This is a genomic window from Rhodopseudomonas parapalustris, from assembly GCF_053772255.1.
In genome coordinates, this window is the sequence record NZ_JAMKBZ010000035.1 from 38,405 (window position 1) to 50,295 (window position 11,891).

13 protein-coding genes are annotated in these 11,891 nt (G+C 65.2%); 4 read left to right on the forward strand and 9 right to left on the reverse strand.

The features are described from left to right. Nucleotides 1-20: 20 nt before the first annotated feature. The 7 genes from M9H71_RS22245 to M9H71_RS22275 all read right to left on the reverse strand — a co-directional run bounded on the left by M9H71_RS22245 (nt 21) and on the right by M9H71_RS22275 (nt 6,546). Nucleotides 21-833 (reverse strand): enoyl-CoA hydratase, encoded by an 813-nt coding sequence (locus M9H71_RS22245; RefSeq protein WP_455407058.1) that lies wholly within the window; start codon nt 831-833, stop codon nt 21-23. A 78-nt stretch (nt 834-911) separates the two neighbouring features. Beyond that, complete coding sequence (locus tag M9H71_RS22250; RefSeq protein WP_455407059.1) at nt 912-1,406, reverse strand: nuclear transport factor 2 family protein; 495 nt, start codon at nt 1,404-1,406, stop codon at nt 912-914. A gap of 96 nt (nt 1,407-1,502) precedes the next feature. Continuing rightward, entirely contained in the window at nt 1,503-2,300 is a 798-nt protein-coding gene (locus M9H71_RS22255) for a glutamine amidotransferase (RefSeq protein WP_455407060.1), read from the reverse strand. A 121-nt stretch (nt 2,301-2,421) separates the two neighbouring features. Next, nucleotides 2,422-3,201 (reverse strand): SDR family NAD(P)-dependent oxidoreductase, encoded by a 780-nt coding sequence (locus M9H71_RS22260; RefSeq protein ID WP_455407061.1) that lies wholly within the window; start codon nt 3,199-3,201, stop codon nt 2,422-2,424. 171 nt (nt 3,202-3,372) lie between these two features. Next, a complete protein-coding gene (locus tag M9H71_RS22265) occupies nt 3,373-3,903 on the reverse strand; it encodes a tellurite resistance TerB family protein (protein WP_455407062.1) in 531 nt (176 codons plus the stop codon). A 135-nt stretch (nt 3,904-4,038) separates the two neighbouring features. Then, nucleotides 4,039-5,424 (reverse strand): cytochrome P450, encoded by a 1,386-nt coding sequence (locus tag M9H71_RS22270; protein WP_455407063.1) that lies wholly within the window; start codon nt 5,422-5,424, stop codon nt 4,039-4,041. A 120-nt stretch (nt 5,425-5,544) separates the two neighbouring features. Then, complete coding sequence (locus M9H71_RS22275) at nt 5,545-6,546, reverse strand: 2-hydroxyacid dehydrogenase (protein WP_455407064.1); 1,002 nt, start codon at nt 6,544-6,546, stop codon at nt 5,545-5,547. 234 nt (nt 6,547-6,780) lie between these two features. On the opposite strand from M9H71_RS22275, the gene M9H71_RS22280 reads away from it, so the two are divergent. Continuing rightward, nucleotides 6,781-7,305 carry an SH3 domain-containing protein gene (locus M9H71_RS22280; RefSeq protein WP_455407065.1) on the forward strand — a complete coding sequence of 175 codons (525 nt, stop codon included), beginning with the start codon at nt 6,781-6,783 and terminating at the stop codon, nt 7,303-7,305. A 119-nt stretch (nt 7,306-7,424) separates the two neighbouring features. Here the strand turns inward: M9H71_RS22280 and irrA are convergent, their stop codons facing one another. Next, nucleotides 7,425-7,889, reverse strand: a complete 465-nt coding sequence (irrA, locus tag M9H71_RS22285) for an iron response transcriptional regulator IrrA (RefSeq protein WP_455407066.1) — start codon at nt 7,887-7,889, stop codon at nt 7,425-7,427. 284 nt (nt 7,890-8,173) lie between these two features. Here irrA and fabA point away from each other — a divergent pair, with 284 nt between their 5' ends. From fabA to fabI, 3 genes are all read left to right on the forward strand, one after another. Then, nucleotides 8,174-8,701 carry a bifunctional 3-hydroxydecanoyl-ACP dehydratase/trans-2-decenoyl-ACP isomerase gene (gene fabA / locus M9H71_RS22290; RefSeq protein ID WP_455407067.1) on the forward strand — a complete coding sequence of 176 codons (528 nt, stop codon included), beginning with the start codon at nt 8,174-8,176 and terminating at the stop codon, nt 8,699-8,701. Between the two features lie 68 nt (nt 8,702-8,769). Next, entirely contained in the window at nt 8,770-9,996 is a 1,227-nt protein-coding gene (fabB, locus tag M9H71_RS22295) for a beta-ketoacyl-ACP synthase I (protein WP_455407068.1), read from the forward strand. 176 nt (nt 9,997-10,172) lie between these two features. Beyond that, nucleotides 10,173-10,982, forward strand: a complete 810-nt coding sequence (fabI, locus tag M9H71_RS22300; RefSeq protein WP_455407069.1) for an enoyl-ACP reductase FabI — start codon at nt 10,173-10,175, stop codon at nt 10,980-10,982. Between the two features lie 357 nt (nt 10,983-11,339). On the opposite strand, the gene M9H71_RS22305 is transcribed toward fabI, so the two are convergent. Next, complete coding sequence (locus M9H71_RS22305) at nt 11,340-11,723, reverse strand: DUF3060 domain-containing protein (protein WP_455407070.1); 384 nt, start codon at nt 11,721-11,723, stop codon at nt 11,340-11,342. Nucleotides 11,724-11,891: the final 168 nt, after the last annotated feature.

Below are 11,891 nucleotides of genomic sequence, written 5' to 3' on the forward strand. Positions count from 1 at the left end.
CCGTCGTCTTCGCGGCGCCCTTACGCGCTCCTGAACTGCGGCGGGCGTTTTTCGACGAAGCTGGCGACGCCTTCCTTGAAATCGTCGCTGGCGAGCGAGATCGCCATCTCGCGATTGGCGTCGATCGTGGCTTCCGCCAGCGTCTGGAACGGCACCTCGTAGAGCTGGCGCTTGATCACCTGCATCGACTTCGGCGCGACGTTGTCGGCGAGGTCGCGGGCGTAGGCGTAGGTCTGCTCGCGGAGCTGATCGGCCGGATACAGCCGGTTGACGAGCCCCATCCGCAGCGCCTCCTCGGCCGAGACCCGGCGCGCCGACAGCAACAGGTCGAGCGCGTTGGCGTGGCCGACGATCCGCGGCAGCATCCAGGAGATGCCGTGCTCGGCGATCAGTCCGCGGCGCGCAAAGGCGGTGGTGAACACCGCAGAGTCGGCGGCGAAGCGGACATCGCAATACAGCGCGTGGACTAGGCCGATGCCGGCGGTGGCGCCGTTGAGCATGCCGATGATCGGCTTACCAATCGACGGATAGAACGCGTAGCGGGTCTGCCAGTCGGGGCGGCGGTTCATATCGAACGGCGGCAGATCGGCGGCGCGGCGCACGTCGGACGGATCGATGGTCTGCAGCACCTGCATGTCGGCGCCGGCGCAGAAGCCGCGGCCGGCGCCGGTCAGCACGATGACCCGAACGTCGCCGTCCGCGGCGGCCTGCTGCATCGCTTCCCGCACCTCGCGCTCCATCACCGGCGTCCACGCGTTCATGCGGTCCGGCCTGTTCAGCGTGATCGTGGCAATCCGATCGGCCACGTCATAGAGGATGTTCTGATAGCTCAACGGCGTCTCTCCCTTTGTTGATTGTTGTTGGGCGCACGACGAAGCGTGCGCGTCGTCGTCCGCCGCGGACGACAGATATCAGGCGTGGCGCGAGCCTTTGGCCAGATAGTCCTGGGTTTCGGGGCGCTGCTGCAGCCAGCCGCTCCACTTGCGGAACACCTTGGCCATCCGCTCAGGCGCGACGCCGAGCTGCGCCATCGCCACGCCGCCGTTGACCGACTCGCGGTACTCCGCGATCAGTCCGCCGCGCAGCACGAACCGGCTCATGCCGTCGATCACGACGCGCTGGCCTTTGAACTCGGGGACAGTGGATGTGAAGCTCGACAGCGACCATGCGTAGCCGAGGTCGCCGTTGCAGACTGGATCGAACATTTCCCAGCGATAATCGGCGGCGTCGCGATGAAACAGATCCTGCATCATCGCGGCGATCTCGGTGCGGCCGGTGTGCGGGCCGTAGATGTAGTCGTGATAGATCGCGTCTTCGGTGAAATGGCCGGCGAACTGTGCGCCATCGCCGGCTTCCGCCGCGCGGGTCAGGCTTTCCAGCAGCCGCGCGAATTCCTCGCTCGTCATACCCTCTCCCTTGCTGCTCCGGTCATGGCCGCCGAAGCTTGACGGGGAGACTAGCAACCGCCGCGCCCGCGAGGGAAGCGCATTTGCGGCAGGGGGCTATTCGGCGGCTTCGCGCAGGGCGGTCACCGGCTCGCCGAGCGGCGTGCGCGACAGCCAATGATCGAGGAAGTGCTCGAGCCAGATCCGTTCGTCGAAATCGTGCACGGCGCGTTCGGCAAAATGCTCGCGCCGCGATCGCGCGCCGGGAAGCGAGAGGCGCTCGTGCCCCATCGTGGTCCAGCGATGCATCATCGCCCAGGTGACGTCGGGATGAAATTGAAAGCCGTAGGCGGTGTCGCTGCGGATCGCCTGCACCGGAAAGTCGCCGCCTTTCGCCAACAGATCGGCGCCGGCCGGCAGTTCGAAGCCTTCGACGTGCCAGTGATACACTTGGCGCGGCCAATGCGCGCACATCGCGCGGCCGGCGGCCGTGGGGCGGATGTCGTAATAGCCGACCTCGGCGCGGCCGTGCGGATGCGGCGCGACCCGGGCGCCGAGCTGCCTCGCCAGCATCTGCGCACCGAGGCAGATACCGAGAAACGGACGTCGTTCCTTCAGCGGCACCGAGATCCAATCGATCTCGCGGCGGATGTAGTCCTCCGGATCGTTGGCGCTCATCGGTCCGCCGAACACCACAGCGCCCGCATGGTCGTCGAGCGATGCCGGAAGCGGATCGCCGAACCGCGGCCGGCGGATGTCCAGCGGATGGCCGAGGGCGCGCAGTGCATTGCCGACCCGGCCGGGAGTCGAAGTCTCCTGGTGCAGGACGATCAGCACCGGCCTCGGATCATTCGTTTTCGCAGGCTGCAGCGCGGGCGAAGCCACCCGGCCGTAATCGGTCAGTCGAACAAGCATGGGAGGATCAGTCCAGAGCCGTGTCGAACAGAATTGCCGCTCCGCCGGTCAGGATGTCCGGCGAAAGATGACAATTGCTTAAAGCAAGCCCTGGGCCAGATTGTGTCCCGATGCGTCCGCGTCAGCGGCGGCGCAGTTGAAATCCGCTGACGGCTGCAGCGATGAAACCGCGCGGGAAGAAGCGCAGCAGGAACGGCACGATCTTCACGCCGAGGCCGGGCAGCACGATCCGCTTGTTGTCCATCAGTCCCTGATAGGCCTGACGCGCGACCTCCGCAGGCGAAACGTTCAGCACGGCACTGTCGAAGCCCGGCTCGAAACCTGCCCGGTCCTGGAATTCGGTTTGCACCGGGCCCGGGCACAGTGCGGTCACGCGCACGCCCTTGGGGCCGAGCTCCTGGTGCAGCGCCTCGCTGAACGACAGCACATAGGCTTTGGAGGCGTAGTACACGGCCATTCCGGGGCCCGGCAGGAAACCGGCGATCGACGCGACGTTGAGGATGCCGCCGCGAAGCCGTGCGACGCTGCCCGCGAACCGCAACGTCAGGTCGGTGAGGGCTCTGATATTGACGTCGATGATACCAAGCTGGCCTTCGCGATCGAGCTCGACCGCCCGGCCGAAGAGTCCGTAGCCGGCATTGTTGACGAGGTACTCGACCTCGACACCGGCGGCGTCGAGAGCGGCGGTGATCTGCTCGGCGGCGTCCGGCTTGCCGAGATCGCAGGCAATCACGATCGGCTCCGGCCCGCCCTTGGCGAGGATCTCCGCCGCAAGGGATTCGAGCCGGTCGCCACGGCGCGCCACCAAGGCTACGCGATGAGCATTGTCTGCAAAAATTCGCGCCAGTTCGACACCGATCCCGGCCGATGCGCCTGTAATCAACGTCACACGTTCAGTCACGGCAATAAACTCTTGCTTAAGATGGGCCGAGCGGCCTCTGGGGAACAACTATGGCCTTATGCGGGAAGCAAGCAGCGTGCAAGGCCCATGCGCGGAGCGCGCGGCCGAAAGCCCGATCGTCTCGCCGGACAAGATGGTTCCTGTCGCACGGGTGTCTTAGAGATAATCCGGTTAGTTGGCGGGGTCGACCTCGGACACGGCCCCCATTTCCGTACCGCCGCTTGCAGCAACGCCGACCGCGAGCGGAGCTGAGGCTGCTACCTTCTGGCGCAGCGTGACGCGGTCACGAGTCGAGACCGCCAGAAGATCGGCCGCACGCCACACTACGTTCTCCTCGAACTCGGTGACATTGCCGTCGGCGTAGACCAGCTCCCACATCATTTCGACGATCCGCAGCCGGCCTTGCTCATTGACCGAACGCATGATCACGCTGGTGAAATGATAAAGATCGACGGCCTCGCCCTCGATCAGCGTCGCCGAGGCGATCAATCGGGTCGCGGTGGCGGCATCGAGACCGAAGCGCTGCTCGAGCAGCGAATGCAGCTTTTGCTTTTCGACCTCCGACGGGTCGCCGTCGATCGAGATCACATGAATCAGCAGCGCCGTCGCGGCGAGGCGGTAGCCGCCTTCATCGAGCGTCAACTCTTCCGGAGCGCTCGGCGCGACGACGTCGGTGATGAATTGGCGCAGTTTGTCCAGCATCGTCTCTCGTCTTTCGATGGGGGGCGACGGCTCGTCGCTCTATGGCGTGGAAAGGGAACGCCCGCAATCCTGCCACGGTTCCGGGGAGTTCCATGACGGTTTGGCAATGTGGGCGCGGCGTCACGGCAGCGCGGTTCAGCGGGGTATCAGCCGGAACTGCGGTGAGCGATCGGGCTGGGTGGTGACGACGCCGATCGGGATCACCGGCTCGGTATCGGTCAGTTCGATCCGGAACGTGCCGACGAGCTTGGCCAACGCCAGCGTCGCTTCGACCAGCGCGAAGTGCACGCCGATACAGACCCTGGGCCCGACGCCGAACGGCAAATAGGCGAACCGGTCCGGCGGCGGCGCGCCCTTCAGGAAACGCGTCGGCACGAACGCATTCGGGTCGCTCCAGAGCTTTTCGTGTCGATGCAGCAGCCAAGGCGCGATCAGCAGCACGTCGTGCTTGCGAATGGCAAAGCCGGCGACCTGATCGGGGCCCGCTGCCTCCCGCACGATCAAGAATGCCGGCGGATACAGCCGCAATGTCTCATCGAGCACCGCGCGGGTGAACGGCAGCCGCTCGACCTCCGCGACATCGGTTCCGACCCGGCGCACCTCGCTCGCCAGCCGTTCCTGAGCATCGGGGTCGAGGGCCAGCAGATACAGCGCCCAGAACAGCGCGGTGGCGGTGGTCTCGTGTCCGGCCAGGATCATGGTGGCGACCTGATCGCCGAGCTGAGCGTCGGTGAAGGCCTCGCCGGTTTCCGGGTCGCGCGCCGCCAGCATCAGTTCGAACAGATCGCGCGGGGGAGCACCGTCGGCCTTGCCGGCCGCGCGCCGTGCGGCGATCAGTTCGCCGATGAACCGGGTCCAGCGCCGGCGGAACAGCGCCCGCGAAACATCCTGCGGCGTCGGCCAGCCGAGCGGCAGCAGCAGATCGAGAAACCGCGGGCTCGCCAGCCTGGTGCCGTAGTCGATCACGAAGCTGCGCAGCGCTTGGCCGTGCGTGCCCATCTCGAACGAAAACATCGTCCGCCCGGCGATCTCCAGCGCCAGATGCTGCATGGCTTCGCGCAAGTCGATGGGAGTTCCGCAATTCCGGCGCAGCCCATCGACGACCTCGTCGGTGGCGGACGCCATGTGCGGCACCAGCGTCGCCACCGCGCGCGGCGTGAACGCCGGCGCCAGCGTTCGCCGCTGGTGCTTCCAGGCGCGGCCTTCGGCGAGCAGCAACCCCTCGCCGAGCATCGGCCGCAGCACGCGAATGCCGGTCGCGGTGCGGTGATAGTTGTCGAAGTTGTCGACCAGCACATGCCGGATCGCATCCGGCGTGTTGAGGATGTAGCTGGAATGGGTGAAGAACCGCCCGCGGACGACGTCGTCCTGGTAGGCGCGGTCGCCCCAGCTCGCGATCGCATTATGGCGGATCGCGGCGAGCCGGCCGAGCGCCGACAGATTTTCCGGCGCGCGCGGTGGCGTCGGCGGGATCAGCGGCGCACGGAATGTCGGCCGGTCGTCGATTGCGGCGATGCTCACCTCGAACCCACTCCCTCGTCGTTGTCCAACGAAGGTAGTGTGGGAAACGGGCAGGGAGAAGGCCGGTGGCGGAACCTGGTCGCGAGGCGATCGGCCGCAACCGCACCTCTTGAACCCGGGTCAGAGCATCCCGGGCAGGACGCGATCCGGCGGCTTGTGGTTGTCCAGGAAGGTGCGGATGTTGATGATCACCTTCTCGCCCATTTCGACGCGGCCTTCGATAGTGGCCGAGCCCATATGCGGCAGAAGCACCACCTTGCCCTGCTTGGCGAGCCGCACCAGCTTCGGATTGACCGCCGGTTCGTGCTCGTAGACGTCGAGACCGGCGCCGGCGATGTCGCCGGCTTCGATCAGCTTGGTGAGGGTTTCTTCGTCGATCACTTCGCCGCGCGCGGTGTTGACGATGAAGGCGTCCTTCCGGACCAGCTTCAGCCGCCGCGCCGACAACAGGTGGAAGGTCGCCGGAGTGTGCGGACAGTTCACCGAAATGATGTCCATCCGCGCCAGCATCTGGTCGAGCGAATCCCAATAGGTCGCCCCGAGCTCATCGGCGATCTTGGGGGCCACCGGCTTGCGGTTGTGATAGTGAATCTGCAGCCCGAACGCGCGGGCGCGCCGCGCCACGGCTTGGCCGATCCGGCCCATGCCGATGATGCCGAGCCGCTTGCCGCCGAGCCTGCGGCCCAGCATCCAGGTCGGCGACCAGCCGGGCCACTCGCCGCCGTCGGTCAAAAGCGCGGCGCCTTCGATCATCCTACGCGGCACCGCGAGGATCAGCGCCATCGTCATGTCGGCGGTATCTTCGGTCAGGACCTTCGGCGTATTGGTGACGGTGAGGCCACGGGCATGCGCCGCGGCGACGTCGATATTGTCGATGCCGTTGCCGAAATTCGCGATCAGCCGCAGCGAACACTCGGGCTGATTCAGCATCTCGGCGGTGATTTCGTCGGTCACCGTCGGTACCAGCACGTCGGCGGTGCGTGCCGCTTCGGCGAGCTGCTCGGCGGTCATCGGAACATCGTCGAGATTCAGCCGGGCGTCGAACAGCTCTCGCATCCGGGTCTCGATCGAGTCCGGCAGCTTGCGGGTGACGACGACCAGAGGCTTTTTCTTAACAGACATTCCAACGCTCTCTGACGAGCTTAACGAGATCGTTTAGTCCCCGTTAACTCAGCTGTTCGACACTCCCGCAGCAGCGCGACCACAGGGGCCGGTCCCGACCGTGAGGTCCCTTCCCGTTCCTTGGGTTACCGGATGCCTTCCGGCCTTCTCTAGCAGAAGACCGCGCCAAGACAAGGACCCCTGGTTTTGCCGGAGACGGCCGCGCCGCGAATCCTACGACGAAGAGGCGTGTCGATGACGATGAAATACCTGTTCGCTGCTACGGCGTTCGCAGGCGCAATGATTGGCGCGGCGACCTTCGCGCATGCCGGCAAGGAGTCGCCATTGTCCGCGAGCGGACTGCCGGTGCCGCGATACGTCAGCCTTAAGTCGGATCACGTCAACGTCCGGGTCGGCCCGACCAAGGACAACGACGTTGCCTGGGTCTACACCCGCGCCGGGCTTCCGGTCGAAGTCACCGCCGAATTCGAGAACTGGCGTCGCGTCCGCGACTCCGAAGGCGCCGAAGGGTGGGTCTATCACTCGCTGCTGTCGGGACGCCGCACCGCTGTCGTGATCATGAAGGACAAGGACGATCTGGCGACCTTGTATGAGAGCGCCAATGCGAGCAGCGCTGTGGTCGCGCGCTTGCAGGCCGGTGTGGTGGCGCAGGTCAAGCGGTGCGACATGAAGTGGTGCCGGATCACCGGCAGCGGCTTCGACGGCTGGATCGAGAAGCCGCAATTGTGGGGCGTCTACGCCGACGAGCAGGTGAACTGATCACCCGGTCAGGCTGAAGGAACGACCGAGTTGCGCTCCGCCAAAAACAACGGCGGCCTACGACCCGACGCCGCAGTCCGCCGACGAATCATCACCTAGAATTTGTCCAGACGGGCGCCTCAGCCCCTCTTGCGCAGCCGCACCACCACGTCGACCCGTGCAATCTCGTATCCGTCCGGAACGTCCGGCGTCGCCTTCAGCTCGACTTCGGCGTTGGGGATGTCGATCAGCTCGTGGTTGTTCTCGAGATAAAAATGCTGGTGCGCCGACACGTTGGTGTCGAAATAGGTCTTGGTCCCGTCGACGCTGACCTGTCGCAGCAGCCCAACTTCCGTGAGCTGATTCAGGGTGTTGTAGACGGTCGCCAGAGACACCGGCACCTTGGCCTGGCTGGCCTCTTCGTACAGCATTTCCGCGGTGAGGTGGCGGTCGCCCTTGCCGAACAGCAGCCAGCCGAGCGCCATACGCTGGCGGGTCGGCCGCCGGCCGACCGACTGCAGCATTTCGTTGACGTCATGCCAGGGGCAGCCATTGAGGCGCGGCTCAGCGTGCGAATGCGCGTCCTGAGCGGGTTCCTCTCGCAAAAATGCTACGTGTTCGCCGATATCCACGATTGCATACCCCTGCCGCACTACAACCTGCACTGTACAACGTGATTATAGGAAGCATTCCTTGTTGGTGCAAGCGCTTCGCAACTAGCGGAATTCGGTCATTTTGCTTAAGTAAGGTTACGGAGGTGCCGCTAGGCGGGGCAGTGTGCCTATGTTACAGACCCGCGCGCTCACCGGGCGCGTCCAGCGCCCATTCCCGGATTTCGCCGCGTGGGCAGCCAAATCCTCTCGATCGAATTTGAAGAAGGCATCGTCGCATGCGGGACCGTCGCTCCAGCTACGAATATGAAGACCTGCTGGCCTGCGGCCGGGGCGAGCTGTTCGGTCCCGGCAATGCGCAGCTTCCGCTGCCGCCGATGCTGATGTTCGACCGCATCACCACCATCACCGAGGATGGCGGTGAGTTCGGCAAGGGCCATGTGCGCGCCGAGCTAGACGTCAATCCGGACCTCTGGTTCTTCGCCTGCCATTTCAAGAATGACCCGGTGATGCCGGGCTGCCTGGGACTGGACGCGATGTGGCAGATGGTCGGCTTCTTCCTGGGGTGGGTTGGTGGCGAGGGCCCCGGCCGCGCCCTCGGCCTCGGGGAACTAAAGTTCACCGGGCAGGTGCTGCCGAACATCAGCAAAGTCGTCTACAATGTCGACATCAAGCGGGTGATGCGCTCGAAGCTGTGGCTCGGCATCGCGGACGGCTGGCTTTCGGCCGACGACGAGATCATCTACCGCGCAAAGGACCTGAAAGTCGGTCTGTTCAAGCAGACGGCACAGCCGGTTGGCGGTTAGCGGTCTGACCGACCGCGATCGGGCGCGTTGCCGTCCGTTGACGACCATGGAATGAACGAGGCGATCATATGAGACGTGTTGTTGTCACCGGGATGGGTATCGTCTCGTCGATTGGAAACAACACCCAGGAAGTCCTGGCGAGCCTGCACGACGCGAAGTCGGGCATTTCCCGCGCCGAAAAGCATGCCGAGCTGGGATTCCGCTCGCAAGTGCAGGGTGCGCCGACGCTGAACCCGGCCGACGTCGTCGATCGTCGGGCGATGCGCTTCCTCGGCGAAGGCGCGGCGTGGAACCACGTCGCGATGGAACAGGCGATCGCCGATTCGGGCTTGGAGGAGACCGAGGTCTCCAATCCGCGCACCGGCATCGTGATGGGCTCGGGCGGCCCCTCCGCCCGCACCATCGTCGAAGCCGCCGACATCACTCGGACCAAGGGCCCGAAGCGGGTCGGCCCGTTCGCGGTGCCGAAGGCGATGAGTTCGACCGCCTCGGCGACGCTCGCCACTTGGTTCAAGATCAAGGGCGTCAACTACTCGATCTCGTCGGCCTGCGCGACCTCCAACCATTGCATCGGCAACGCCTACGAGCTGATCCAGTGGGGTAAGCAGGACGTGGTGTTCGCCGGTGGCTGCGAGGAGCTCGACTGGTCGCTGTCGGTGCTGTTCGACGCGATGGGGGCGATGTCGTCGAAGTACAACGACACGCCCGCCACCGCGTCGCGGCCCTACGACGTCTCCCGCGACGGCTTCGTGATCGCCGGCGGCGCCGGGGTGCTGGTGCTGGAAGAGCTCGAACACGCCAAGGCGCGCGGCGCCAAGATCTATGGCGAAATCATCGGCTACGGCGCGACCAGCGACGGTTACGACATGGTGGCGCCGTCGGGCGAGGGCGCCGAGCGCTGCATGCAGATGGCGCTGGCGACCACGAACGGCATCAAGATCGACTACATCAATCCGCACGCGACTTCGACGCCGGCCGGCGACCCGCCGGAAATCGCCGCGATCCGCAACGTGTTCGGCAACGAGGACAAGTGCCCGCCGATCTCGGCCACCAAGGCGCTGACCGGCCACTCGCTCGGCGCCACCGGCGTGCAGGAGGCGATCTACTCGCTGCTGATGATGCAGAACGGCTTCATCTGCGAGAGCGCGCACATCACCGAGATCGACCCGGCCTTCGCCGACATGCCGATCGTGCGCAAGCGCATCGACAATGCCCAGCTCGGCGCCGTGCTGTCGAACTCCTTCGGGTTCGGCGGCACCAACGCCACGCTGGTGTTCAAGCGGCTGGACGCGTGATGTCGAGGCTCTCGCCGGCCCCGGCGAGACGACACATCCACATGCTACGATCCTCATGGTGAGGAGGCGCCTCTTGGCGCCGTCTCGAACCATGAGTTGTTGACCACTTCATCGTTCGAGACGCGCGCGATGCGTGCTCCTCAGGATGAGGTCCGAGCAGCGAGGAAGCGACGACAATGCAAGGACTGATGCAGGGCAAGCGCGGGCTGATCATGGGCGTCGCCAACGACCATTCGATCGCCTGGGGCATGGCGAAGACGCTGGCGGAGCACGGCGCCGAGCTCGCCTTCACCTATCAGGGCGAGGCGCTGGCCCGCCGGGTCAAGCCCTTGGCGCAATCGCTGAATTCCGACCTGGTGCTGCCATGCGACGTCGAGGACATCGCCAGCGTCGATGCGGTGTTCGACACGCTGAAGGAGAAGTGGGGCAAGCTCGACTTCGTGATCCACGCGATCGGCTTCTCGGACAAGAACGAGCTGCGCGGCGAGTACATCGACACCAGCCGTGCCAACTTCTCGCGCACCATGGTGATCTCCTGCTTCTCCTTCACCGAGGTCGCCAAGCGCGCCGCGGCGCTGATGCCGGATGGCGGCGCGATGATCACGCTGACCTTCGGCGCGTCCGAGCGGGCGATGCCGAACTACAATGTGATGGGCCTCGCCAAGGCTGCGTTGGAAGCCAGCGTGCGCTACCTCGCCTGCGATCTCGGTCCCAAGGGCATCCGTGTCAACGCGGTCTCGGCCGGTCCGGTGCGCACTCTGGCGGGCGCCGGCATCGGCGATTCCAGAGCGATGTTCGGCTTCATGGAAAAGCACTCGCCGCTCGGCCGCGGCGTGACGCTCGAAGAACTCGGCGGTTCGGCGCTGTATCTGCTGTCGGATCTGTCCGGCGGCGTCACCGGCGAAACCCACTACGTCGATTCCGGCTACAACATCGTGCTGATGCCGAAGCCGAGCGCGCTCAAGGCGGACGCCGACCAGGCGTAGCGGATAGCCGGGCTCTCGCCCGTCGTCTCCTATCAGTAGGCAGTCTGGGCGAAAGGCGCTTTGCGCTTAGTCCAGCGGGATGAGTTGCGGCGAACGCTACTGCCGTGCCTGGGGCGCCCTCACCCCTCCCTCTCCCGCAAGCGGGAGAGGGAGTCCGGCAGCGGCCGGGGCGAGGTCTCGCGTGGACTCGTTAGACTAGCTCATCAGATGATTGATGATAACGTTGAGTTCTATGCGTCTCCACCAGCGCGGCGCGCTCCCTCTCCCGCTTGCGGGAGAGGGGTGGGGTGAGGGCGACACGCGTCGCAGCATCCGCCATCCTCGCGAAGGCGGGGATGCAGCCGGCAGGCGCCCCGCTTACTTCTTCCGCTTGATCGAATTCAGCGCGCCGGACGAGCGGACTTCGGGATTCGGTGCGCCGTCCGCCGTCGACCACTCGACGATCTGCTCGACGCCACCGACGTCCAGCCGCGCCGGACCGGCCAGCACCAGCGTGATCCGGTTATTGGCGCCGGTGGCTTCCAGCTTGCCCGGCTCCTCGCCGGCTTCCAGCGTCGTCGTCACGGTGTTCTTCGCCACGCTCACCGCGACGTTTTTGGCACGGCCGCCGTCGACGACGTTGTCCGAGCCCGACACCGACAACGTCTGTCCTTGCTCGAAGCTGACCTTGTGTTTGCTGCCATGCACCGTGATGGTGCCGCATTGGCCGGTCAGTGCGATCTCGTTCTCCGCGCCGTACACGCCGACATTCTTACCCTGACAGTCGACATCGCGGCTGATTCCGATGCCCTGAATCGTAGTCGTCCGTGAACAATTTGGAAGCGGTTGATTTTGTTGGCTGATCGATTGTTGGCAAGTATTCGATTTTGCAGGAAAGCCGCGGGGTGACCGTGGTTTTCTTGCGTTTTG